This is a genomic window from Pseudomonas sp. KH_046_2 (genome assembly GCF_057838985.1).
On the sequence record NZ_CM174480.1, the window covers coordinates 5294135 to 5317772 of the forward strand.

General features: G+C 59.3%; 18 protein-coding genes and 2 pseudogenes. 5 read left to right on the plus strand and 15 right to left on the minus strand.

Annotated elements, in window-relative coordinates; translation table 11 throughout:
* Nucleotides 1-55: 55 nt before the first annotated feature.
* From AC3IX1_RS24045 to AC3IX1_RS24060, 4 genes are all read right to left on the minus strand, one after another.
* Complete coding sequence (locus AC3IX1_RS24045) at nucleotides 56-1597, minus strand: sigma 54-interacting transcriptional regulator (protein ID WP_489386074.1); 1542 nt, start codon at nucleotides 1595-1597, stop codon at nucleotides 56-58.
* Nucleotides 1598-1791: 194 nt separating this feature from the next.
* On the minus strand, nucleotides 1792-3216 hold the full coding sequence (gene cycA, locus AC3IX1_RS24050; RefSeq protein WP_489386075.1) for a D-serine/D-alanine/glycine transporter: 1425 nt from the start codon (nucleotides 3214-3216) through the stop codon (nucleotides 1792-1794).
* A 1668-nt stretch (nucleotides 3217-4884) separates the two neighbouring features.
* The gene (locus AC3IX1_RS24055; RefSeq protein ID WP_489386076.1) at nucleotides 4885-5340 is read right to left on the minus strand and encodes a terminase small subunit-like protein; all 456 of its coding nucleotides are present in this window, start codon (nucleotides 5338-5340) and stop codon (nucleotides 4885-4887) included.
* Between the two features lie 1018 nt (nucleotides 5341-6358).
* Nucleotides 6359-6607, minus strand: coding sequence for an aminotransferase class I/II-fold pyridoxal phosphate-dependent enzyme (locus tag AC3IX1_RS24060; RefSeq protein WP_489386077.1), 249 nt, complete (start codon nucleotides 6605-6607; stop codon nucleotides 6359-6361).
* 445 nt (nucleotides 6608-7052) lie between these two features.
* Between AC3IX1_RS24060 and tnpA the strand changes: the two genes are divergently transcribed.
* From tnpA to tnpC (AC3IX1_RS24075), 3 genes and pseudogenes are all read left to right on the plus strand, one after another.
* The gene (gene tnpA / locus AC3IX1_RS24065; protein WP_256453176.1) at nucleotides 7053-7370 is read left to right on the plus strand and encodes an IS66-like element accessory protein TnpA; all 318 of its coding nucleotides are present in this window, start codon (nucleotides 7053-7055) and stop codon (nucleotides 7368-7370) included.
* Entirely contained in the window at nucleotides 7367-7702 is a 336-nt protein-coding gene (gene tnpB, locus AC3IX1_RS24070; RefSeq protein ID WP_256453175.1) for an IS66 family insertion sequence element accessory protein TnpB, read from the plus strand. The genes tnpA and tnpB overlap by 4 nt, the downstream gene beginning before the upstream one ends.
* A 61-nt stretch (nucleotides 7703-7763) precedes the next feature.
* Nucleotides 7764-8735: pseudogene (gene tnpC, locus AC3IX1_RS24075) on the plus strand (IS66 family transposase); the annotation flags it as partial.
* A 79-nt stretch (nucleotides 8736-8814) separates the two neighbouring features.
* Here the strand turns inward: tnpC (AC3IX1_RS24075) and AC3IX1_RS24080 are convergent.
* The 3 genes from AC3IX1_RS24080 to AC3IX1_RS24090 are packed head-to-tail and all read right to left on the minus strand — an operon-like array spanning nucleotide 8815 to nucleotide 11973.
* Nucleotides 8815-9813, minus strand: a complete 999-nt coding sequence (locus tag AC3IX1_RS24080; RefSeq protein WP_489384668.1) for a tyrosine-type recombinase/integrase — start codon at nucleotides 9811-9813, stop codon at nucleotides 8815-8817.
* Nucleotides 9806-10750 carry a tyrosine-type recombinase/integrase gene (locus tag AC3IX1_RS24085; protein WP_489384667.1) on the minus strand — a complete coding sequence of 315 codons (945 nt, stop codon included), beginning with the start codon at nucleotides 10748-10750 and terminating at the stop codon, nucleotides 9806-9808. The genes AC3IX1_RS24080 and AC3IX1_RS24085 overlap by 8 nt, the downstream gene beginning before the upstream one ends.
* Nucleotides 10747-11973, minus strand: coding sequence for a tyrosine-type recombinase/integrase (locus tag AC3IX1_RS24090; protein ID WP_489384666.1), 1227 nt, complete (start codon nucleotides 11971-11973; stop codon nucleotides 10747-10749). The genes AC3IX1_RS24085 and AC3IX1_RS24090 overlap by 4 nt, the downstream gene beginning before the upstream one ends.
* A 156-nt stretch (nucleotides 11974-12129) precedes the next feature.
* Here AC3IX1_RS24090 and tnpC (AC3IX1_RS24095) point away from each other — a divergent pair.
* Nucleotides 12130-12717, plus strand: a pseudogene (gene tnpC / locus AC3IX1_RS24095) (IS66 family transposase); the annotation flags it as partial.
* Between the two features lie 696 nt (nucleotides 12718-13413).
* Here tnpC (AC3IX1_RS24095) and AC3IX1_RS24100 read toward each other — a convergent pair.
* From AC3IX1_RS24100 to AC3IX1_RS24130, 7 genes are read right to left on the minus strand one after another with little or no spacing between them, the layout of a single operon-like run.
* Complete coding sequence (locus AC3IX1_RS24100; RefSeq protein ID WP_489386078.1) at nucleotides 13414-14592, minus strand: pyridoxal phosphate-dependent aminotransferase; 1179 nt, start codon at nucleotides 14590-14592, stop codon at nucleotides 13414-13416.
* 49 nt (nucleotides 14593-14641) lie between these two features.
* Nucleotides 14642-15331 (minus strand): ABC transporter permease, encoded by a 690-nt coding sequence (locus AC3IX1_RS24105; RefSeq protein ID WP_489386079.1) that lies wholly within the window; start codon nucleotides 15329-15331, stop codon nucleotides 14642-14644.
* A gap of 13 nt (nucleotides 15332-15344) precedes the next feature.
* A complete protein-coding gene (locus tag AC3IX1_RS24110) occupies nucleotides 15345-16058 on the minus strand; it encodes an ABC transporter permease (RefSeq protein WP_489386080.1) in 714 nt (237 codons plus the stop codon).
* A 36-nt stretch (nucleotides 16059-16094) separates the two neighbouring features.
* A complete protein-coding gene (locus AC3IX1_RS24115) occupies nucleotides 16095-16871 on the minus strand; it encodes a transporter substrate-binding domain-containing protein (protein ID WP_347909015.1) in 777 nt (258 codons plus the stop codon).
* 54 nt (nucleotides 16872-16925) lie between these two features.
* Nucleotides 16926-17741, minus strand: coding sequence for an ABC transporter ATP-binding protein (locus AC3IX1_RS24120; protein WP_489386081.1), 816 nt, complete (start codon nucleotides 17739-17741; stop codon nucleotides 16926-16928).
* A gap of 50 nt (nucleotides 17742-17791) precedes the next feature.
* A complete protein-coding gene (locus tag AC3IX1_RS24125) occupies nucleotides 17792-19375 on the minus strand; it encodes a zinc-binding metallopeptidase family protein (protein WP_489386082.1) in 1584 nt (527 codons plus the stop codon).
* Between the two features lie 19 nt (nucleotides 19376-19394).
* Nucleotides 19395-20996 carry a 5-guanidino-2-oxopentanoate decarboxylase gene (locus AC3IX1_RS24130; protein WP_489386083.1) on the minus strand — a complete coding sequence of 534 codons (1602 nt, stop codon included), beginning with the start codon at nucleotides 20994-20996 and terminating at the stop codon, nucleotides 19395-19397.
* A 276-nt stretch (nucleotides 20997-21272) separates the two neighbouring features.
* Between AC3IX1_RS24130 and AC3IX1_RS24135 the strand changes: the two genes are divergently transcribed.
* A complete protein-coding gene (locus tag AC3IX1_RS24135; RefSeq protein ID WP_489386084.1) occupies nucleotides 21273-22391 on the plus strand; it encodes a succinylglutamate desuccinylase/aspartoacylase family protein in 1119 nt (372 codons plus the stop codon).
* Nucleotides 22392-22460: 69 nt separating this feature from the next.
* Here the strand turns inward: AC3IX1_RS24135 and AC3IX1_RS24140 are convergent, their stop codons facing one another.
* Nucleotides 22461-23570 carry a DUF2817 domain-containing protein gene (locus AC3IX1_RS24140; RefSeq protein ID WP_489386085.1) on the minus strand — a complete coding sequence of 370 codons (1110 nt, stop codon included), beginning with the start codon at nucleotides 23568-23570 and terminating at the stop codon, nucleotides 22461-22463.
* Nucleotides 23571-23638: the final 68 nt, after the last annotated feature.

Consider the following 23638-nt stretch of genomic DNA (forward strand, 5'->3'; position numbering starts at 1 on the left):
CTTGCGCCCAAGTGGAGCGAAATAACTCCAGCGGAGCGCAATCGAACCGGGCTCGCTACGAGGACCGATTGGCGATGCCGTATTTGCGCAAGCGCTGGCCGATGGCCGTGTGCGAAGTTTGCAGGCGCACCGCCAGTTGCCGGGTCGAGGGATAGGCCGCGTAGAACTTCTCCAGCAGAGACTTTTCGAACCCCTGCACCGCTGCTTCCAGGCTGGTGACTTCCAGCGCGTCAGCCTGCTGGCTGCTCAAGGCCGTGCCGGCCAGCTCCAGGCCGTCGCAATCGATCACATCTCCCTCGCTGATAGCCGCTGCACGGAAGATCACATTCTGCAACTGGCGCACGTTGCCCGCCCAGCGATTGCCCAGCAGCAGCAGATGGGTGGCCGGGGCCAGTCGGCAAGGCGAGCGCTGGATCTGCGCGCAGGCCTGGCGCAGGAAATGCTCGGCGAGCAGGAGGATGTCCTGCCCGCGCTCGCGCAGGGGCGGCACCATTAGGTTGAGCACGTTGAGGCGGTAGTAGAGGTCCTCGCGGAAGCTGCCTTCCGCCACCATGCGTTCCAGATTGCGGTGAGTGGCACAGAGCACCCGCACATTCACCCGCACCTCACAGTCGCCACCGACGCGGCGAAAGCTCCCGTCGCTGAGAAAACGCAGCAGCTTGGCCTGCAGGTAAGGCGACATCTCGCCCACTTCGTCTAGGAACACGGTACCGCTGTCGGCCAGCTCCAGCAGGCCCGGTTTGCCGCCGCGCTGGGCGCCGGTGAAGGCTCCGGCCGAGTAACCGAACAGCTCGCTCTCGGCCAGGCTCTCTGGCAGCGCCGCACAGTTCAGCGCCAGGAAGGACGCGTCGCGCCGGGCGCTCAGGGCATGGCAGGCGCGGGCCACCAGCTCCTTGCCAGTGCCGGTTTCGCCTTGGATCAACAGCGGCGCATCCAGGCTGGCCACCTTGTGCAGGCGCGCCTTGAGATCCTTGAGCACCGCCGACTTGCCCAGTAAGGCCTCCAGCCCCTCGGCATGATCATGAAGCAGCGAGGCCAGGCGCTCGCCGATGCGGCTCGGCGGGTAGAGGGTGAGCAAGCCACCGGCGAGAAAGCGTGAGCTTTGCGCCGTGCCGGTGATTGGTGTGGCATCGAGGAGTAAGTCCTGTCCCTTGAAGCTCACCTCGCACATCGGCAGGCGAAAGCCTTTGTCGACCAGGGTCCTTGCCAGGTCCGGCGCGGCGAACAGATTCGACAACGGTTCACCCGTCGGGTCACTGCCGTAAAGGCCGACCAGCTTGGGATTGGCCAGCAATACGTACCCGCCAGGGTCTACTGCCAGCACCGGATCGCTCATGGCGGCCAGCAGCGCATCGAGTTGCAGACGGCGACGCTGGCCAGGGAGCATGTCGACCAGTTCCACGGCCTTCACTCCTTCGACCCGTAATAACGCGTAGTTGAGCTCGTCCAGCACCGTCTGGCTAAGGTCCGGGGCGTCGATGTAGACATTCGGCGGGATCATCTCCACCGCATCCAGATTGAGGTTGCGCGCACCGAGCAACGCCAGGACTTCCTGGGTAATGCCGACGCGGTCGTTGAAGGTGACGTGTATTCGCATGGCGAGACCTGAGTGTCGTTAAGTCTTGGACGCCGTGGTTCGTGCGCCTTGCATCAGGTCAAGGTCGCCATTGCCGAACCGGGATCCAATGAGTTTAGTAAAGCCCTCTTTAGCGGCCCCCAGTCAAGAAACGACTTAGGGGGCGGCACCTCCTGTGCCGCCCCCTGGCAGAAACAATGCCGTGAAAGCGGCTATTAATCCGCTTCGTAGGACGGGTGCGCGACCTGCGACTTGTTGCGGCGAATGGATCGATAGGACAGGCCCAGCACCACAAACCAGACAGGCACGAAGTACAGCGCTTGGCGGGTGTCATCTTCCAGGGCCAGCAGTGCAACGATGAAGGCGAAGAAGGTCAGGCAAACCCAGATCATGACTATTCCACCCGGCATCTTGTAGCTCGATGAACGATGCAGGCCATCGCATTTTTTGCGATACGCCAGGTAGGACAGCAGGATCATCGACCAGACAAACATGAACAGGATGGCCGAGACCGTGGTGATCAGGGTGAATGCATCCATCAGGTTCGGGACCAGGTAGATCACCAGCGCACCCGACAACAGGCAGGCACAGGAAAAAATCAGTCCGTTGGAGGGCACTGCGCGTTTGGAAAGAGTCTTGAACTTGCCCGGTGCATCACCATCCAGCGCCAGGCCGTAAAGCATGCGGCTGGTTGAAAAGACACCGCTGTTGGCGGAAGACGCCGCGGAAGTCAGCACCACGAAGTTGATGATTCCCGCGGCGGCCGGCAGGCCGGCCAGCATGAAGAGTTCGACGAAAGGGCTCTTGTTGGCAACGACTTCGTGCCACGGCGTAACGGCCAGGATGGCGATCAGCGCGAACACATAGAACACGATGATGCGCAGAGGAATGGAATTGATCGCCCGCGGTAGATTGCGTTCCGGGTCCTTGGTTTCTGCGGCGGTCGTGCCCACCAGCTCAATGCCGGCGAAGGCGAAGACAGCGATCTGGAAGCCGGCGAAGAATCCCATGGCACCGTGGGGGAACATCCCGCCGTCATTCCATAGGTTGGCCAAAGACGCGACGTTGCCGGCAGGCGACTGGTAAGCCGTGACTATCATGTAGAGCCCGGTGCAGACCAGGGCGCAAATGGCCACGATCTTGATCATGGCAAACCAGAACTCCAGTTCGCCGAACATTTTCACGGTAATCAGATTCAGCGACAGCAACAGGCCAACACAACCGAGTGCCGGTAACCATTGAGGGATATCCGGGAACCAAAAATGTGAATAGCCGGATATGGCAATGACGTCGGCAATGCCGGTGACTATCCAGCAGAACCAGTAGGTCCACCCGGTGAAGAACCCGGCCTTGGGCCCCAGGAGATCGGCCGAGAAATCGATGAATGACTTGTACTTGAGGTTGGATAACAGCAGTTCGCCCATAGCCCGCATAACGAAGAAAAGCATGAAGCCAATGATCATGTAGACAAAGATGATCGAGGGGCCCGCCAGACTGATGGTCTTGCCAGACCCCATGAACAGGCCGGTGCCTATTGCACCGCCGATGGCGATCAACTGGATATGGCGATTTGAAAGATTGCGTTTGAGTTCGTGTTCTTCACTATCAGGCGGACGGTGACCAGGAGTCGAATTTTTCATTGTTCTTTTACCTTGCAAGTTGAATTGTTTTTATAAGATTCACAAGTTCAAACACAAAGTGCTTGGCGGCTATATCGGAAAAATTCCGATACCTGGATTGAAGTCCGAATTAATATGTGCTGTCTCCAAGGTTCCTCCTCGTCTTGTTCGTGGTCCTACAACTCAACAAACAACTTGCTTATCGGGCCGGACAGAAGGGTATTAGCAAAGGCTATGCCAGGCGCGGAAATACCGCTGAAGCGCCCGTTTACGCACAGTTGTACTTTTCCAGGTGTAATGAAGTCGCTCCAGAAAAAGTGGTTCACGGGGGTGCTCAACAGAACGCAGGCGTTGTAAACACTGGCTCCGGGCCAAACGGAGCGATATCGCTCCGATGGAACGCTATCGAACCGTCAGGTCGGTCTAGCCAGGGCTTACCGGGTGATGCCGACGCTAGGCCCTGATGCGGTTATTTCTGCGCGGCCATGACGCGGGAGCAGTGCAGTAGTTCGTCAAGGAAGCCTGTCGAAGCCTTTGTTCGTACACTAACCCATCTACACGCTGTCGATGCAAGTGCAGCAATGCCCTCCCGTATCGAGTCAAGCAACCGTAATTCGCTCGAAGGCGGGTTATGCGCCGTGGCGCGAGAGATCGCCGGCAGGCCCCGAGTGGTAAATTATGTTCTACCTATCCTCGAGTACCTGGGATGGGCGCGAATTGATGGCCAAAGCGTGCCGACAGCCGAGCTATTGGCAACACCGAGAGCTCTTGCTGCCTCACGAAACCCTAAGAATCAAAGCCTAACTTCCGATCACACAGCCTGAGTATCTGCGTTAGCCTGATGATTGTTACACCATGATGGAGGTGTGGGCTAAAGTATGGGCTGGGTAAGTGATAAGTTAAAAAAGTCTTATTTTACAAAAGCTTGGGGCATTAAAAAGCCGGCTTGTGGCCGGCCTTATTAGCGCTACAGGCCTCGCAGAATGCGGCTAGTTTCTGATTGGTGCGCTTTGTTCCCCCATTTGTTCGCCGCGTGATGCGCTCTCCCACCGATCCGGCCACCTGCTGGCGCTGTGCTCGGCGATTCAGCCAGCAACTCGCCTAGGCGCCCGACAGGATCGGCGGGCGCGCCAGGTTCGGCTGCAGTCCGTGCTCCACCATGGGGCAGCACTCCTTGCCGTCCTGATCATCGTCTTCGCGCGCGCAACGAATTGTGCGACTACCCCCTTCGTTCAAGGATCGGGTCGGCCAGGTATAACCCCTGATTACCCGCGTGACGCAGCACTGGCTGCTATACATAAAACTGGCGGGTAGCTCGACCTCTAACTGTCCGTAGTGCAGGCATTATTCGCCGCACTTCCGTAGCGTTCTGCGCTCATCATTCACCCCTTGCAGGTTGACCTTGCCGTCGCGCACATCCGAGATGAAGCGCACGACATACGGTTTCATGTTGTCGACGGCTTAGCTCAAATGAGAACGCCCTATAGATGTTCCCGACTTTCAGCATCGCCGTCGTGTTGGGGAGGCTGCCTTCGCAGAACGCATACCAAATTACGCCTCGATCACTCGGTACTTTGCAGTTGCGCTGCCTTCTGGCAGGTCAACGATGTGGTCATAGGCTTGCTGTTCGGTCTCGAATTCAGCGCCGCGTTGGGTCACTGGCCAGCTCGTTGTGCAGGACTACGGCGGTCAAGCCAGATGCTCCAGCCACTGCTCATGGGTCAGCTGGGTGACGCTGGTTTCAACCTGCTGCTTGATTCCGTACTTGCGCGCGGCCAGGCGCTCGGCCATCCGCCAACGACTGTCGATCATCAGCTTGGCCTTGCTGATCGCCGCCGGGTCAAGCTCGGCGTCGTCGGCGATGTCGAGCGTCTCGTCGACGACCAGATCAATACGCACCGCCATGGCCGCCTGGTAGGCGAGGCGGAATTCTTCGTGCCTGATTAACCAGCGGCAGACCACTGCACGCGCCGGCATGCCTAGGCGTTTGCACAGGCGGTTCAGCGAACAGGGCTCCATCAGCGCGGCACAGATGCGCTCGGCCATTTCCGCGCTGTAGGTGGTCGGACGGCCGGGGCCGCGCTTGGGCTTGGTCGGCTCCGCTGGCTTGGCCGCCGGGTTGTCGGTGGGGGTCTTGCTGGTCACGGCTTAGCTTCCTTCCTGGGTTGGCGCATCGCGCTCGGTGAAGGTCCGGCCGCTGGTGCGATAGGTGGCGTACAGGCCGGGCGGTTGCCCTCGGCCATGCGCACCATGGCGGCAAAGTCCTGGGTCTAAACGGTGGTCTTGCTGGAGTTCTTCTTGCGCATACTGGTACCTCGTCAGTTCGCCGCGCCCTTCGCGCAGGCAGCAGCCTTGGTTTAACGGCTTCGTCTGGTCGCTCCAATGGTTCTGGCGGCGGACATGAAAAAGCCCGGCAGGGGCCGGGCTTCGGAGGTGGCGCGCGTAGGGGCGCAATCTGAAACTGATGATAGGTTTTGCGCTCAACAAGTCAATCAGCCAATAGAGCAGAGCTATTTTTAGGTCGAGGGCAGACTGGTCAAAAAATGGAAGTAGCCGGATTGGTAAAAGTAGCCGTCTAGTCACTTTATCTGGCCGGTGCAGGACGACTGCGCAAAATTGCGCACTCCTAATTTAGCCGGACCAGGTGCGCCCACTGCGCGGCGGGGACCTTGGCTTGAACAACAACGCCGAAAAACCCTCGCGCACGCGAAAAAACACAAGGCGCCAAACGAACTATTGGAGGTGGAGCATGGCGAACGGATGGACAGCCGTTTCGTGATCCAGTCGGATGGTGATCGTTTTTGCTTCGGGCCTCTTGCAAAGCAGAAAGAGACGAAAGAATTGCTTTATTTCCGGTGTGATAGGCCGAAAGCCGGCAAAAATGGCCCAGCAGCGAGCACCGTGTATCCCCGGGTGTATCCCCAACTAATGACCTAAGAACAAAACCCTTTAAATACAGTCACTTCGAAGACCAGTTCAAATGACTGTGTAACCAAGTACTAAAAACGGCTTACCGCAAGGTAAGCCGTTTTTTTATGCCTCGAGAAAAGTACGCTGCGGCGACAGGAAATCCTGTGCCGCCCCGTTGACGTTATTGCCTCGGATTGGAATGGCTGCCAAGGCCGACAGGGACTGATGCCCTACCCCCGTGGCAGCCGCACCATCACTTCGAGCGAAGGCGTTCGATGAAGCCTGCAATTCGACCGCAGGCATCACTGAGCGCTGCGTCGGAGACCGTGAACGAGATGCGTACGAAGCCAGCGGTGCTGGCGCCAAAAGCGCTGGCATCGAGTACGGCAACACCGGTTTCACGGAACAGTTGCCAGGCAAAGTCCGTGCTCGACAAGCCCGTCTCCCGCAAATCCACCAGCATGAACATGCCCGCCTCAGGTGGGCCTGGGTTGCCTGGCACTGATTTCCACTGGAAGCCTGGGGAATAGCTTCGCTACACGATCATACTTTGGAGTTGCTGCGTTCGGTGCAAGGTGAGTTGAATCGTTGATGACCCACTGCCTCATCTGCGAGTTCGGATATGATCATGGCTAGACTTCTTTCTAAGTAGAGCCGATATGCCAAGGACGGAAGTAACAGAGGATATGTACCAGGCGGCGTGCCGCTTGGGCGCTGATGTTTGGAATCGCAAAACCACAAATGCTAAGGCTCGTAGGACGCTAGAAGATGCTTTTGCTTGTGCACTGGTGGGTGGAGGTTTAGGGGGGTGGGCTGGAGGCACATTAGGCGGTAACGGCGGAGAGTTGTAAGCGTCCAGCCAACACACCTTCCGAACTCCAGCGTTAAGGGCGATGGTGTCCGCGTATTTTTAAGCGGACGCGATCGCCCTTAACGTCAGGATTTCCATGCGCCAACGAAGCTCTTACCCGAAACCGTTCAAAGCCCAGGTTGTTCAGGAATGTCTGCAACCGGGCGCAACCCTATCCAGCGTTGCCATCAGCCACGGCATCAATGCCAACGTTATCCGCAAGTGGCTACCGCTTTATCGAGATCAGCTACCAGCGGCGTTGCCGGCTTTCGTTCCGTTGAAAGCTACGCCTAAACGGCAGGTGGAAGCGTTGGCGACCATTGAGTTGCCGCTTGGCGAGCAATCGATCACAGTGAAATGGCCAACGTCCGATCCTGAAGGCTGCGCCCGCTTTGTCCGTGGACTCACTCAATGATTCGCATCGACGCCATCTGGCTTGCCACCGAGCCCATGGACATGCGTGCCGGTACTGAAACGGCGCTGGCCAGGGTGATCGCGGTGTTCGGTGCGGCGAAGCCGCACTGTGCTTATCTGTTCGCCAACCGCCGCGCCACTCGTATGAAAGTGCTGGTGCATGACGGGATTGGCGTCTGGCTGGCTGCTCGCCGGTTGAACCAAGGCAAGTTTCACTGGCCCGGTATTCGGAATGGCTGCGAGATGGAGCTGGATACCGAGCAACTTCAGGCCTTGGTGCTCGGTCTGCCTTGGCAGCGCGTTGGGGCGGGCGGTGCAATCACACTGCTTTAACGCCCGCCATTAGCCCATTGGTCTATCGCCGCAAACGGCTTGCTCTGGCAAAATTCGCGGCATGACTTCATCGCCCAATCTCGACCAAATGTCCCCAGACCAACTGCGTGCCCTCGCGGCGCAGTTGCTGTCCCAGGTTGATTCTCTCGGGCAGCAGGTCGACCGGATGGGCAAGAAGAACGACCGCGACCAAACCATCATCGAGCAGCTCACCCACGAAATCGCCTGGTTCAAACGTAACAAGTTTGCCAAGCGCAGCGAGCAACTGAGCCCTGCCCAAGGCAGCCTGCTCGACGACCTGCTCGACACCGACATCGCGGCCATCGAAGCCGAGCTGAAGGCGCTGAATCCGCCGGCTGCGCCGGCCGAACCACGCAAGCAGCCCAAGCGTGTTTCCTTGCCAGCGCAGTTTCCGCGTACCGTGATTTATCACGAACCCGACACCACCCAGTGCGCCTGCGGCTGCCAGCTCCAGCGCATCGGCGAAGACGTCAGCGAGAAGCTGGATTACATCCCGGGCGTGTTCACCGTCGAGCAGCATGTGCGCGGGAAATGGGTCTGCCGCAAATGTGAAACGCTGAGTCAGGCTCCGGTTCCGGCCCAGGTCATCGACAAGGGCATCCCGACCGCAGGGCTGCTGGCTCACGTGATGGTGGCCAAGTTCGCCGACCATTTGCCGCTGTATCGGCAAGAGAAAATCTTTGGCCGCGCCGGCCTGGCTATCGCCCGCTCGACCCTGGCGCAATGGGTCGGCCAAACCGGTGTGCAGCTCCAGCCCTTGGTCGATGCGCTGCGCGAAACAGTGCTTGCTCAAGGTGTGATCCACGCTGACGAAACGCCGGTACAGATGCTCGCGCCGGGCGAGAAGAAAACCCACCGTGCTTACGTCTGGGCCTACTGCACCACGCCTTTTTCGGCGCTCAAGGCAGTGGTGTACGACTTCAGCCCGAGCCGGGCGGGCGAACATGCACGCAATTTTCTTGGCCAGTGGAATGGCAAGCTGGTTTGCGATGATTTTGCCGGTTATGTTGCGGTCTGAGTTATGTTGCGGTGGTAAGAGGCGCCGCCTCCCAATCGGGAGTTCGGCGCAAAAAGTGGCACATAAATTCATGTTACAGCCCTCGCATGAACGCCATGAGAGATGCTGAACTCGGTCGCAGGCGCACAGCCTCAGGCACATTTGTGACGTCCAAACATGCAAGCGCCTTGGCCTTCATTTCGAGATCGACTTCCGCGTAGATGTGGGTTGTGTCCAAGGAGACATGCCCCAGCCAGGCCCGAATTGTATTGATATCGACCCCGGCTCTTAACAGGTGAACGGCGGTCGTGTGTCGAATAGTGTGCGGGCTGATGCGCCTGCCTTGCATGGAATCAACCCACTTGCCGGCTGCTCGTCCATACACCGACACAACGCGATGGATGCCGAATCGAGTCATGGGATTCCCGGCACGACCTATGAATACGCGATCCTCTGTTCTGCGTTCGACGATGAGTGCCCGCAGCGCTGTAGCTGTTACTGACCACAGGGGGCAGACGCGCCATTTGTTTCCCTTACCCAGAATGCGCACGGAGGGTGAAGTCCCAAGTTGCAAATTACCAACGCTGAGGCAGGCAGCTTCGTCAGCGCGGGCGCCGGTGTTGTATAGGAACAGCAAAATCGCATAGTCCCGTGCACCCTGGCTCGTAGCCCGATTAGGTGCCCGGAGCAGAGCCTCCACTTCTGGCTTGTCGAGGTAGTGGATGACTGCCTGGGTAGTTTTTTTGAACGGGATAGAACGGATCTCTGTGCACCACGCCAAATGCTCTGGCGATCGCATAGCAATGAAACGCCCTAATGAATGAATCGCGCAGAGCCGCTGGTTGCGCGTGACGATGCCACAACCGCGCTCGTGTTCGACGTGTTCAAGGAATGCGCGCACGATGGCGGGCGATATGTCGAGCACCGTTAAATGGTCGATTGCCACCGAGGCTCGTCGACTGACAAATGGAAGCAGGAGCGTCAGCGTGTCGCGGTAACTGATCTGGGTGTTGTGGGATAGGTTGCGCTCGGCGACCAGATACTCCAACAAGAAGCGACGTACCCATGCCCCGAGGCGATTGCGGTCAATCATGATCAATCTCCTGGCCTGAATAAATGGCAAATCGGCGACTCGCTTCGTGCAACAGTTCGGGAGTCATATGCAAATAGCGCTGGGTCGACCTTATGTCGACATGCCCCAAATACGTTGCCAATTGCGGCAATAGCCGCTGTACATCCTTACCGGCGCGATACCATCCCAGTACACGATGAACGGCGGCTGTATGCCGCAGATCATGGAGGCGCGGTGGCCGTAGCTCGCCAGTTGGGCGAGCAATACCTGCCGCCAAACGAACACGTTGGAACACAGTTATGACGTATTGGTAGTTCAGGCGATGGCCAGTACGAGTGCACAGCAGGGCAGAGTCTTGGCCCAGTGGAAGTGCCAGCGCGCAACGTTGTCCTAGATAGACTCGCAGTTTCGATGCCAGCCTGGGCCCAATCGGCACCAGTCTTGTCTTATAGAACTTCGTGTCACGAACGGTGATGATTCGCTGCTCGAGGTCGACGTCACAGAGATTTAGTCTGATCGCCTCTCCGACGCGCAACCCTGCACCGTAAAGGATCAGCAGGAGGGTTCTGTATGTCGCAGCTTGAAGGCGACTGAGCGAGGTACTCAGTATGACGGTGGCATCTAACAAGTGCTGTATTTCTGCGGTGGCATAGACATAGGGAGTCTGTGCCGGTGGAAACTGTGGTGGTCGTTCCGGCAGGGGCGAGATCGTTGTGTGACCACGTGCGATTGCGAAGCGATAAAAGCTAACAAGTAATCCTCGCTTCGTCTTCCACGTAGCGCTTAGCTCACCGTGCCCATGCAGAAATGCGGCTACTGCCTCTGGAGTAACTTCGGGCAGCGGCAGGTTTCCAGTCTCACGTGCAAACTGACGTAGTACTCTGGCACTGCTATTCAGGCCCACGCCTTGGGCACGACGGACAGCCACGTAGGCATTGACTACGTCCAAGGTTCTCATAGCAGGTCTCCCAGGTCGAAGTCACCGACTTCACGTAACGAGACCAGATCAACCTTGGTGTACGTCATTGTCGCCGACGTGCTGCGGTGGCCCAGGTGGTCGCCAATCTCCTTGAGGCTCAGCCCATTGGCGAGCAGCCTGGCCGCGCATGCATGTCGCAGCGCGTGCGGCCCCAAATGTGCGACTTGTATGTTGAGCAGACGCAATCTGCCGCTGACGATGTTGTATAGGCCAGCAGCGGAGATGGGGACTCGCGGCGCCCGAGTTCGGATGAATATCTCAGGGTGCAGTACCTTCGGACGCACTGTGTCGACGTATTGCGCTAATGCCTCAGCCACTGTGAACGCCAATGGATAAACCTGTGGCTGACGGCGCTTCAATCGCCAAATATGCAATTGGCCAGCAGCCCAGTCGATCTGATCCAACCGGAGTGCGGCAACTTCTCCCCGGCGTAAACCGTAGACGGCGAGAAGCATCAGGATGGCTCGGTCGCGCACATCGCGTTCAGAGCTTGAATTTGTAGTTGCGAGTACTCGCTGAACATCCTCCCAGCTCAGTGCATAGGGAAGTGACTCTAGGGCGTAATGTCGCGGGGCGCGGATCGAGTCGGCCAATGTACTGCTGCATGCTCCCTGCGTTGCCGCGTAGCGCAGGAATACCCGCAACATTGTTGCGACGTGCCCTGCCGAAATTCGCGACCACCGTTGCGCACCGTAGGTGATGAAGTAGGCATCAATATCCTCGGGGCTAAGCGTCGAAAATCTGCGGCCTGTGTTGAAGCACCAGCGCAAAAAGGTTGCCGTTCGACTGCGCCATTGACTGATGGTACATGGTGTCAACCCGCGTTCATCCCGCATCCACGAGACGAAAAGCTCAAGATTCTCCTCGAATGGAATTGGCTCCGCCGTTGGCTCTTGCCACCAGCCCAGGAACTTAAACCAAGGTCTTGCGGTGTTTATCAACGTCGTAGCAGTTGCAGGAGAATTGGCCGGCAATGGCCCTTCGTGAATGATCTGGCGCAGCCGTGACGAATTGATTGCATTGAGGTCGCTTGGCTGCACCCGTTCGGCGATCCAAAGCAAGCAGCACGCCTTCAAGTAAAGGGAGGCATGCGTACAGCCCTGCTCAGCACAGTGCTGTAGATATCGCTCGCGTTCAGCGGCCAGCGATCCCACACGATGGCGTTTACAGGCAGCGTTTGAAGAATAGATATTCTCGAACATGGCAGACACTCCAGGTGATGAGGGTCTACCAAGGCGCTGCAACTTATGTTGCGTCAATCACCTATCGACAACAGAGAAACTGCCTATTCGCCCGGTCGGGATCACATAACTCAGGCCGCAACATAACCGGCATTATGTGTTGCAACACATAATTGCGGCTACAAAGCCAGCTTCCAGCAAGGCATCACGGAAATCGGCTGCCTGGCCCACGCCCGCCGCAAGTTTTTCGATTTGCACGCGACGAATAAAAGCCAACTGGCTGAGCAGGCGCTGCACTCAATTGGCGGGTTGTACGAAATTGAACGGCAAGCGCGGGAAATGACCGACGAAAATCGCTGGCGAATACGCCAGGAAAAAGCGGCCCCCCTGATCGACGCACTGCATACCTGGATGTTGGCCCAGCGCGATCTTGTGCCCGAAGGGTCGGCCATCGCCAAAGCTCTGGATTACAGCCTCAAACGCTGGACGGCACTGACTCGATATCTCGAGGACGGGGCTGTGCCCATAGATAATAATGCGGTCGAAAATCAGATAAGGCCGTGGGCACTTGGACGCTCGAACTGGTTGTTCGCCGGGTCGCTACGCAGCGGTAAGCGGGCAGCTGCGATCATGAGCTTGATCCAGTCAGCCCGCATGAATGGGCATGATCCTTATGCGTATCTCAAAGATGTGTTGATGCGCCTGCCGACGCAGCGGGCAAGTGAGATCGACCAACTGCTGCCGCATCAGTGGGTGCCGGCCTAACTTACGCAAGGTGAGTTGGGCAGACGCTTACGGAGAGTTTGTAGGTGAGCTTATTTATGAGAGTGCAGTGCAATGAGTTCGTTAGCATTAGCTGCCATAGGCACTTGCATAATGTCTGGCCAACTACTGACAGTTATCTGGATTATCGCATCTTCCCATAGGTGTACAGAAACAGTAGAAGACCACCTAAACAAAAGCAAATTCATAGAAAATAATCGAAAGTCCTTCAGCAGTTCCGGGATAGTAGGGAAAGTCATAAGAAACTGCGCTATCGCTATTCTACTCCTCGCTCCTGCCTTTTTTGAAAAGCGAGGTCTCCTTGAGAAAAATGAGCTATCGAAGCTGCCAAAAAAACTTAAGCGAAAACTGATTACCCCCTGGATCGCAGGCATTGTTTTCCTTTTGGCTCTAATAGCTTTCCCTTACATTGTCACCTGGAGCGCTGATCTAAGCGGTTCATGAAAAATCTATCACTCACCTCGCGCGTCCCCATTGGGTGTTGAATTCAACATACTGCGTACCACCCAAGAATAAAAAACGGCTTATTACAAAAGGTAAGCCGTTTTTTATGCCTCGAGAAAAGTGCACTGCGGTGACAGGTATTCCTGTACCGCAGTCTTGAAGTTATCGCATCGGATTCGAATGGCTGCCAAGGCAGGCAGGGGCAGGTCCCCTACCCCCGTGGCAGCAGAAACGTCATTGCCCGCGAAGGCGCTCGATGAAGCCTGCGATTCGACCGCAGGCATCACTGAGCGCTGCGTCGGAGACCGTGAACGAGATGCGTACGAAGCCCGCGGTACTGGCGCCAAAAGCGCTGGCATCGAGTACGGCAACACCGGTTTCACGGAACAGTTGCCAGGCAAAGTCCGTGCTCGACAAGCCCGTCTCCCGCACATCCACCAGCATGAACATGCCCGCCTCAGGCACTTTGCACTTGAGCAGCGGCACATGGCGCAATCCTTCGACCACCAGGTCGCGGCGCCGACGGTAAAGAGCCCGCCCTTCCCCGACCACTCGCTCATCCAGTTCCAGTGCCTTGAGCGCAGCGGCCTGAATGAACCCCGGCAAGCCGTAGAGCATGCACAGCAACAGGTTATCGAGGTGACCGATCAGCTCTTGCGGTCCCACTACCCAGCCTACCCGCCAGCCGGTCATGGCATGGGATTTGGACAGGCTGTTAAGCACCACGGTGCGCTCGGCCATGCCCTCAAGGGTGGCCACACTCTGGTGCGGACGGTCATAGGTCAGCTGACCGTAAACCTCATCGCTGATTACCCACAGGTTATGACGTTGGGCAATCAGCGCAACGGCCTCCAGCTCCTCGCGGGTGTAGACGTTGCCGGTGGGATTGTTCGGCGTGGCCAGGGCGATGCCACGGGTCTTGTCGGTCACCACCGCTTCCAGTGCGGCCAGGGTCAGGCGGAAGTCTTCTTCGGCCGGCTGGGCAATCGGCACCAGGCATGCACCTGAAGCCTGGATGCTCGCCGCGTACGTCAGGTACATGGGTTCCGGCACCAGCACTTCATCGCCTTGTTCGAACAGGCACATGGCCGTGGCATACAAACCGTTCTGTGCGCCGGCCACCAGCGCCACGTTGTCGGCGGACACCGGCTGGCCGAGCAATGCCGACTGCTTGGCGGCAATCGCTTCGCGCAGGGCCGGGCGACCGATCACGTGGGTGTAGTGGGTGTCGCCTTCATTGATTGCCTGAACCGCCGCCGCGCATATCTCATCGGCAGTGGCGAAATCCGGATCGCCGATGCTCAGCACGATCGCATCTTCACCGCGAGCCTGTGCATCACAGGCCGCGTAGTGAATGTCCCAGGCGGTGACGGTTTCGCCGCTGATGCGTTTGACCATGGACGAATATTTCATATGAAACTCCTTTTGAGCCCTTGGGCCGATGTGTCCATCGACCGTGAAGTCAGGCCTGACGTTGCGGCGTTTTGCCTATCCGGGCAAAACCTTGCTCAATGACAATCGCCAGGATGATGTAGATCACCGCCACCACCAGCAGCGGCTCATAGACGCGTAATGTTTGCGAACGCACAAGGTTTGCCGCGCCCAGCAGGTCGGTGACCGCCACGGTCGAGGCCAGCGCCGTGGCCTTGAGCAGCATCACGCTTTCCCCGGCCAATGTCGGACGCAGCATCTGCAAGGCGCGCGGCATCCACACCCGGCGCAACACCAGCCAGGGGCGCATGCCATAGGCCCGCGCGGCTTCCAGTTCGCCACGCGGTACCGTGCGCAAGCCACCGCGCAACACTTCACCGACGTACGCGGAAACGCTCAAGGTCAGCGCGAACGCCACGTACCAGAAGCCTTCTCGCAAATACGGCCAGAACATACTGCCGCGAATCAACGGGAAGGTCGCAAAAACACTGCCCACGCCGTAGTACAACACGTAGATCTGCACCAGCAGTGGCGTCCCCCGCAGCACGCTGGTGTAAAAGCGCAGGCCGTTGGACAGGAAGCGGTTCTTCGACAAGCGCCCGAGCGCCACAAGCACTGCCATGAAAAAGCCGATAACCCCGGAGATCAGCAACAGCTGCAGGGTCAGTCCGGCGCCCTTGACCAACTCCTGGTAAAAATTGCCCAGCCAATGAAAGTCCATGCTCGCCCTCCCCTTATGCGTGCCGTGGCATCCAGCGTTCGAAGCGCACTTCGACCTGCCGGAAGACCGAGCTGGAAACCAGCGTGATCAAGTAATAGAACGCAGCCACGGCGAGGTAAAACAGCAAATAATGCTTGGTCGATGCCGCTGCCTGGCGGCCCGCCGTCAGCAATTCGCTGTAACCCACGACGCTGATCAAGGCGCTTTCCTTGACCAGCACCAGCCACAGGTTGGATAACCCGGCAATCGCGAAGGGCAGCATGCACGGCAGGATCACCCTCCTCACCAGCAAGCTGCGGGAGATACCGTAGGCGCGCGCCGCTTCAATCTGACCGTGGGGGATGGACTCGATCGCACCGCGAATGATTTCCCCCGAATAGGCGCCCTGCACAATGCCCAACACCACCACGGCAGCCATGAACCCGTTGATCTCGACGCTCGGCTGGCCGAATGCGGCCAGCGTCAGGTTGATCAGATCGGCACCGGCGTAGTAGAGCAGCAGGATCAGCAGCAATTCCGGCACCGCGCGGTAGAGCGTGGTGTAGCAATTGGCGCAAACGACCATCCAGCGCGGCCCCTTGAGCTTGACCATGGCCACGACCAGGCCGATGGCCAACCCCAGGACAAAAGCCCCCAGGGAAATCCCCAGGGTCTTGACCATCCCCTGGGCCAGGGCCTGGAGCCAGCCATCGCTGAAGAACAGCCGGGAAATATCAGAAAGTGTCATGAGCACACCTGTGTTGGGTTTGCCTGAAGAAGCTGATTACTCAAGGGCCGAGATATCAGACTTGAAGTAGCGCTCACGGATCTTTTCGTAGCTGCCATCGGCACGCAGCGATTGCAGCGCCACGTTCAAACGCTCGCGCAGGGCATCGTTGCCTTTGCGCACACCCGCGCCCACACCGTCGCCAAACAGCGGGTCAAGCGGCGCCACGCCTTTGCTGGCGAGCATCGAGTTGTCGGGGTTGTCCAGCAGCGGTTCAACCACCAACTGGTCGGCCAGCATGATGTCGACGCGACCGCTGCGCAGGTCCGCGAGGATGTCGTCCTGGTCGTTGTAATAACGGATGGTGGAGGTTTCGCCGTAGTACTTCTTGACGAACGCGGCGTGGGTGGTCGAACCCTGCACGCCAATGATCTTGCCCTTGAGGCCGGCCGGGGTCGGTTCGAGCTCCATGCTGCGATCACCGATCCACAGTGCGCGGGTGAAGAAGTACGGCTGGGTGAAATCGATCACTTGCTGACGCTCGGGAGTGATCGACAACGAGTTGAGCACCACGTCTACCTGTTGCGACTTCAGGGCCGGAATCAGGCCGTCCCAGGACATTTCGTTAAGGCTGCAATCGGCCTTCATGCGCTCGCAGACCGCGGTGATCATCTCCGGTTCAAAGCCACTCCACTCGCCCTTGCCGCTCTTGAACGAGAACGGCGGGTAAGGTTCCAGGGCGATACCAAACACCAGTTTGTCAGCGGCGAACGAGGTACTGGCGATGCCGGCCAGCAGGCAGGCTTGCAGGGTGATCAACAGAGTTTTCTTCATGTTTTGATGCCTCTTTTCAGGTTGTAGTTATCGAGGTGAAAACATCAGTGCGGGTTATCCGCGGTTGTCCTGGGCCATCACGAATTGCCGGCAACGCTCACTGCGTGGATCGAGCAATACCTGCTGCGGCGTACCCTCTTCTTCGATCCGGCCTTGATGCAGATAGATGACTTTGCTCGACACATCGCGGGCAAAGGCCATTTCGTGGGTGACCAGAATCATCGTCCGCCCCTCTTCGGCGATGCCCTGAATCACCCGCAATACTTCGCCCACCAGCTCAGGGTCCAGGGCCGAGGTCGGTTCATCGAACAGCATCACTTGCGGGCGCATGGCCAGAGCGCGGGCAATCGCTACGCGCTGTTGCTGGCCACCAGACAGAAACGAGGGATACACGTTTCGCTTGTCGATCAGGCCGACTTTTTCCAGCAGGTGCTCGGCATGTGCCGTGGCTTCCTTGCGGTCCTCGCCGAGTACGTACACCGGCGCTTCGATAACGTTTTCCAGCACGGTGCGATGGGGCCACAGGTTGAAACTCTGGAACACCATGCTCAAACGCGTGCGCAGACGCTCGACCTGACGCGGATCAGCGATCTGCGCGACGCCACCGCGCCCTGACTTCAAACGCACTTCTTCGCCGTTGATTCTCAGGCTGCCGCTGCAGGGGATTTCCAGCAGATTGATGCAACGCAACAAGGTACTTTTGCCCGAACCACTGGAGCCAATCAGCGAGACCACTTCGCCCTCTTTGGCGCGCATCGAAATGCCCTTGAGCACGTGGTGATCGGCATAGCTCTTGTGCAGGTCATCGATGGCGACGACCGCGGTGTCAGTGTGTGGCTGGTGGATATTCACGTGGGTGAGTGCTTGCACGTCTGGATCCTCGAATTCTGATTGTTCAGGCAGGCCGGGCAACGCCACGACTATTCGTCGTCGCGCGCCGGGATCCACCACTCTTCGCCACGCACGGTGCGTATGTACTCCGGCCAGCGGAAGCGATGGGGGGCTTGAAAGTCGGCCGGCAACAGCGGCGCCTGCCAGTGCTCACCGCCGATGCCACCGCCGGTGCGCTGGTTGAACTCGTCCTTGGCGGCCTTGAGCAAATCGTCGTTGCAGAACAGGTCGAGCAAGGTGTTGGCAATGGTTTTCGCCGCCACTTCGATCATCGGATCGATGGTCTGCGGTATGCCGCCCAAGGCATTGGAGACCCAATCCGGGTACACATGGCCGGCGGGAGCGCTAAGCATCGGGCGGGCCACCAGCAGACGCACGGTCGGGCAATGCCAGGTGTATTCGGGGTAGTCATCGGAAGTCAGGTACTTCTGCCATGCCGGCATTTGCAGGCGCATCTGCCGTTCGCATTCCTGCGGGTCGATCAGTTGTTCAGTGGCCGGCAGGAAGGGTTCCGCCATCGGTTCCAGGCCGAGATTGCTCTGGATCTCACGGGCAACCTCGCAGGCTTCAGCCCCCCATTGCGGTGCGCCGACGGCGGCCAGGTTGCTGTAGGTCGCCCGCGCCAGCACATGGTTGGGCAGACCGCCACGGGACTTGCAGACCCAGGTCTTTTTCCACTGGCAACCGGTGGCCATCGCCGCAGCGGCGGCGTTGTTATCCATCACCTGGGAAATGGTTTCGGCCTGCTCGATCGAATCGCAACGCAGCAGATACTGGATCTGTGACAGGTGCGGTGGCAGGTTGTCGGCAGTGGCCTGCCCGGCCGTCAGGATGGCCTCGTTGTAACTCCACAAACCGGTGAACGGCAGGGTCGAACGGCGCAGGCTTTCGTTGAGGTTGTAGAAGTGCATCAGCGCATCGTTGGCACCCGGCGCCCGCGCAGCCAGGTGATTCTGCGGGATCGGACTATAGCGGTCGGCGGCAATCCAGTTTTCCGGGTCTTCGCAGGTGAAGCTGTAGATGTAGGCGTAAGCAATGCCGCAATGGGTATCCCAGGTGGTGGTGTTGTTCAGCGGCAACATGTAGGTGGGGTGAAAGCTGATCGCTGCATCCAGGTTGTCGTAGTAACCCTTGGCGGCGTGTACGGGTTTGGACGCACGGAGCTTTTCCGCCGGCTCACCAAAGAAACGAATGGTGCCCTCGATGCCGAACTCAAGCATCGCCGCCTTCGCCGCGAGCACCCCGCCCAACGCACTGATGCCGAGCGCAGAGTGCGGATCGGTGTGGCCAGGGGCGAAGCGCGACAGGCCTTCGCGGGGCATCTTGCGGGTGGTGGCCGCCTGGCAATTGCCGGGGACGGCATCGTATTCGGCGTAGGTCGCCAGCACCGGTCCCTGGCCATTACTGAAGGTTGCGCAAAACGCGGTGGGCATACCGCCGCTGTTTTCTTCGACGGTGAAACCTTCCTTGCGCAACTGATCCACATACCAGGCACAGGACTTGTACTCGCGAAACGCGGGCTCCGCGTAGTGCCAGATGATCTGGTGCCAATCCGATAACTGCTGACGATGCTGGTCGATCCACTTCAGGGCAAATCTTTTCTGCAATTCCATGCGGTTCACTCCTAACGGTTCAAGCAGACAGGAAAGCGGCGGCGTCCAGTTCCAGCAGAATCGGCTGGCGGGTGTGGGCCTGGCTGGCAAGTACCTCGCGCAACTGCTCAAGGCTGCTTATGGCGATGTGGGCGACGTGGCAGGACTTGGCCAATGCGGCAAAGTCCGGTGGCAGGATGTCCACGCCCAACGGAGGGATTTCGCGGTTGGTCATGTAGTCGCGGATTTCGGCATAACAGTTGTTATTCCACAGCACCACGATCACCCCCAACTCCGCTTCACGGGCAGCGATCAGTTCGGCACTGGAGAACTGCACACCGCCATCGCCTACCAACGCCACCACGGGACGATCGGGCGCGGCGAGCTTGGCGCCGATGGCCGCCGGCAGGCCGTAACCCAAGGTGCCAAAGCCTGTGCCGGCGTTGAACCAGCTGCTGGCTTGCGGGGCGCGATAACCCAGCGCGCCCTGATACACCGGCTGGGTCGAATCGCCGACGACGATCGGCGCGGGCAGGCTGTCGCGCAGGGTGTCGAGCATCTGCTGCATGATGTTTTGCTTGCTGCTCCAGCCGGACCGTTCAGCAGCGTTGACCTGTGCCACACGCTGATATGCCCAGTCGCTGGCGGGGGCTTCAGGCACTGCCGCCAGGAGCGCTTGCAGCCCTTGCCCGGCATCGCCAAGCAAGCCCACGTCGGCGCGTGCCGCCCCCAGGATCTGCAAGGGATCGATGTCCAGGCGAATCAGTGGCGCATTGAGTGACAGCGGGCCCAGACCGAAGAAGTCGTAATCGGTTTCGCCCAATTCGGTACCGACCGCCAATACCACGTCGGCTTCGGCAAACAGTGCACGGCCATGAGCCGACGACTGCACCCCGTCGAGCAACAGCGGGTGCTCCGGCGCCAGCAGGCCACGGGCATTGGTGGTCAGGGCGACCGGCGCCTGCAACTTTTCCGCCAGCGCCTGCACCAGCGGGCCTGCGCCTCGGGTGCCGCCACCAGCGAGGATCAGCGGCTTGCGGGCCGCCGCCAGCAGTTTCACCGCCGCCGCAATATTCGCGGCCGCCGGCGCCGGGGCTTGCGGCAAGGTACGTGGGCGCAGGTCGAGGTTGTCAGCTGGCATTTCCAGCACGTCCAACGGAATTTCGATGTGCACTGGGCGCGGGCGGGCACAGCCGAACAGCGCGAAGGCGCGGGCTAGCACTTCCGGCAATTCCTCGGGCCGCTGCAAGGTATGGCTGAAGGCGCAGACCCCGGCGACCACTGCACGCTGGTCGGGCATTTCATGCAGGTAGCCGTGACCCAGGCGTTGATGTTCGCGGCGGCTGGTGGTGGAAATCACCAACATCGGCACCGAGTCGGCGTAGGCCTGGCCCATGGCGGTGAGGATGTTGGTCATCCCGGGGCCGGTAATGATGAAGCACACGCCTGGCTTGCCGCTGGCCCGGGCATAGCCGTCCGCCATGAACCCTGCACCCTGTTCGTGGCGCGGGCTGATGTGGCGCAGAGAACTGCCGTGCAGCCCGCGATATAGCTCGACCGTGTGCACACCGGGAATGCCGAACACCGACTCCACGCCATAGCCTTCAAGTAACCGGACGAGCGCCTGGGCACAACTGGTCATGCGAGCACCTCTTTATTCTTATTGGGAATGTCAGGCTCACAGAGACCTGAACCGAGGGCCCTAGTATTGGTGACGAAACAATTACATCAATCGAAATAAATTTGCGTCACCGTCAAATTTTATTGAACAGTCTTATTGAACATTTGGGCGTGTCACTGCCGGTCAATGGATCATTTTGCTCACCAGTGACGGGCAAATTATTCGATTGTTGGGGCCACTCTTTTTCATAAAGATGGAACCCTCGGCACTTGCCCCCTCTGTCTCAAGGAACGCTTTATGCGCGTCGAGCATCAGCCCCTATTGACCCGCACCCCCTGTACCCAGCGGCACCTGATCAGCTTCCATTACGGCCAGCCCGGACGCGCCGGCAAGGTTTATCTGCAAGCCAGCCTGCACGCCGACGAATTGCCCGGCATGCTGGCCCTGCATCACCTGCGTGAAATGCTCGACAGTGCCGAGGCCCAGGGGCAGATCCTCGGGGAGATCGTGCTGGTCCCCATCGCCAATCCGATTGGCCTCGAACAGACCTTGATGCACGACGCGATGGGGCGTTTCGATTTCAACAGCGGTGAAAATTTCAATCGCCGCTATCCTGATTTGGCCGAGACAATCAGAGATCGGCTGGCCCATGAACTGACCGGGGATGCCGATGAAAACCGGCAGATCATTCGGCACGCCATGGCCAGCGCCCTGAAACAGATCCGCCCGACCAGCGAGATCGACTCGATGCGCCAGGCACAATTGCTGCTGGCCCACGACGCCGACTTCGTCCTCGACCTGCATTGCGATGCCCAGGCCGTGGTTCACCTGTATGCAGAAACGCCCTGTTGGCCGCAGATCGAACTGCTGGCGCGCTACATAGGCGCACAGGCCAGCCTGCTGGCCAGCGGTACGGGCGCCGGTTCGTTTGACGAGGCATGCGGTCAACCCTGGTGGCGCCTGGCCGAAGCGTTTGCCGGACGCTTTCCGATCCCTTCCGGCTGCATCGCCGCCACTGTCGAGTTACGCGGCGAAGCGGATGTCGATCATGCATTGGCCCGCATCGATGCCGCCGCGCTCTACGCCTTCCTGCAACACCGGGGAATCCTCGCCGGCACACCGCCGCCGATGCCCGCCCTGCTCCAGCCCGCTACGCCCTTCGATGGCTCACTGACCTTGCGCGCCCCCTGCGCCGGGCTCGTGGTGTTCCTGCACAAACCCGGCGCGTGGATCGAGCGTGATGAGCCGGTGGTGCACGTCATAGACCCCATCACTGGCGCTACGCAGGTTGTATGCAGCGCCACCCGTGGCGTGATGTACATGCGCAGTGCGATTCGCTTTGCGGCGGCGGGGGTCGAATTGTGCAAAGTGGCCGGGGCTACGGCACTCGAAGGCGGCGTGAGGGTTTCGGCATGATGGTGAAGAAGCCCGCGTGCCGCGGTCACAGGCAAGCCTGGGCCGCAGCCATCGAGCCACTGAGTGGTGTCAGTTGCGAACCGTTGGTAATGCCGACAACGCCCGCTCCCAGATCTGCCAGGTGCGCAGCCAGACCATCGCCTGCCAATCGCTGTCGGCGGGATAGAACTGCTCGAGCAGATTCAGCTTGATCTCGCGCCCTGTCGCGTCATTCGGGTTGCCGTGCAGATGCAGCCAGTGGTCATCGCGCAGATGACGGTGAACCTCCGGCCCCGGATAGGTCCCGCACTCAATGACAAACGGCATCAACCGTACCTGCGGCAGCGCATTGATCAGCGCCTGCGAGGTGTAGCCGGTGGCCGTTGCCGCCACGCCGGTTTCGCTCAGGGTGTCGGCGCCGGTTTGCAGGCTGTAGAGCCACGGGCCATAAATCGCCTGCGCATCCGCCAGTGCCGGATAGGCGGACTCGGTGATGGTCAACAACATCGGATGACCGTACTCGCCAGCCCCCGTGTGCAGGTCGAAACACATGGCGACCTCGGCATGGGCCACGTGCGTTTGCACGATCCTGTGCAGCGTGCGGTTCGACCAGCTCGGCGCCAGCCCGCCGAAAAACAGGCCGTCGGGATGAGCATGCTGACCGCCCTCGACAATCGACATGACTGCCGGCCAGCCATGCAGGCGAATCTGCTCGTCGAGCAAGGCATCGGCACAATCACGATCCGGGCCGTGCAACTGCGGGCAGGCATAGATTTCGTGCAGGGCGTTATAGGCCTGGTTGTCTGGCAGCGGTCGCTGGAAATCCAGGTGATTGCGGTTCAGGTCGATGTTGTCTTCGTTGACCCGCCGCAACCACGCCATGCCCCAAGGGTTGATGGCATGGATCATGACCACGGCGACATCCGTTGGCAGGGAACGCTTGCCCAACTCCTGCAGCCATTTGATCTGGCAGCCCGAGCCATAGAAGCCTTCGACCCCGTGAGTGCCGCTCAACGCAATCAGCAGCCGCTTGGCGCCCGGATCACCCAGCACCGCCACATCGGTACTCAGGGGCTCGCCGAACGGTCCTTTGAGCGGGTGTGGATACTCCGTCAGCGTTGCGCCTGCCGTGGTCGCGGCGGCCAGGAATTGTTCACGCTGGGTACGATAGCTGGACTGGGTAGGGAACTCGGTCTGCATGTCTGCCTCTTGTTGATTTTCTGGCTTGCCGGATGGCAACGACCCTACAGAAAATCCCGCCATTGATG

Bases quoted from the DNA above. Each gene is read 5' to 3' on its own strand.
- AC3IX1_RS24045 (WP_489386074.1), bottom strand. From the start codon at position 1,597: ATGCGAATACACGTCACCTTCAACGACCGCGTCGGCATTACCCAGGAA.
- cycA (WP_489386075.1), bottom strand. From the start codon at position 3,216: ATGAAAAATTCGACTCCTGGTCACCGTCCGCCTGATAGTGAAGAACAC.
- tnpA (WP_256453176.1), top strand. From the start codon at position 7,053: ATGCGCCAACGAAGCTCTTACCCGAAACCGTTCAAAGCCCAGGTTGTT.
- tnpB (WP_256453175.1), top strand. From the start codon at position 7,367: ATGATTCGCATCGACGCCATCTGGCTTGCCACCGAGCCCATGGACATG.
- AC3IX1_RS24080 (WP_489384668.1), bottom strand. From the start codon at position 9,813: ATGATTGACCGCAATCGCCTCGGGGCATGGGTACGTCGCTTCTTGTTG.
- AC3IX1_RS24085 (WP_489384667.1), bottom strand. From the start codon at position 10,750: ATGAGAACCTTGGACGTAGTCAATGCCTACGTGGCTGTCCGTCGTGCC.
- AC3IX1_RS24090 (WP_489384666.1), bottom strand. From the start codon at position 11,973: ATGTTCGAGAATATCTATTCTTCAAACGCTGCCTGTAAACGCCATCGT.
- AC3IX1_RS24100 (WP_489386078.1), bottom strand. From the start codon at position 14,592: ATGAAATATTCGTCCATGGTCAAACGCATCAGCGGCGAAACCGTCACC.
- AC3IX1_RS24105 (WP_489386079.1), bottom strand. From the start codon at position 15,331: ATGGACTTTCATTGGCTGGGCAATTTTTACCAGGAGTTGGTCAAGGGC.
- AC3IX1_RS24110 (WP_489386080.1), bottom strand. From the start codon at position 16,058: ATGACACTTTCTGATATTTCCCGGCTGTTCTTCAGCGATGGCTGGCTC.
- AC3IX1_RS24115 (WP_347909015.1), bottom strand. From the start codon at position 16,871: ATGAAGAAAACTCTGTTGATCACCCTGCAAGCCTGCCTGCTGGCCGGC.
- AC3IX1_RS24125 (WP_489386082.1), bottom strand. From the start codon at position 19,375: ATGGAATTGCAGAAAAGATTTGCCCTGAAGTGGATCGACCAGCATCGT.
- AC3IX1_RS24130 (WP_489386083.1), bottom strand. From the start codon at position 20,996: ATGACCAGTTGTGCCCAGGCGCTCGTCCGGTTACTTGAAGGCTATGGC.
- AC3IX1_RS24135 (WP_489386084.1), top strand. From the start codon at position 21,273: ATGCGCGTCGAGCATCAGCCCCTATTGACCCGCACCCCCTGTACCCAG.
- AC3IX1_RS24140 (WP_489386085.1), bottom strand. From the start codon at position 23,570: ATGCAGACCGAGTTCCCTACCCAGTCCAGCTATCGTACCCAGCGTGAA.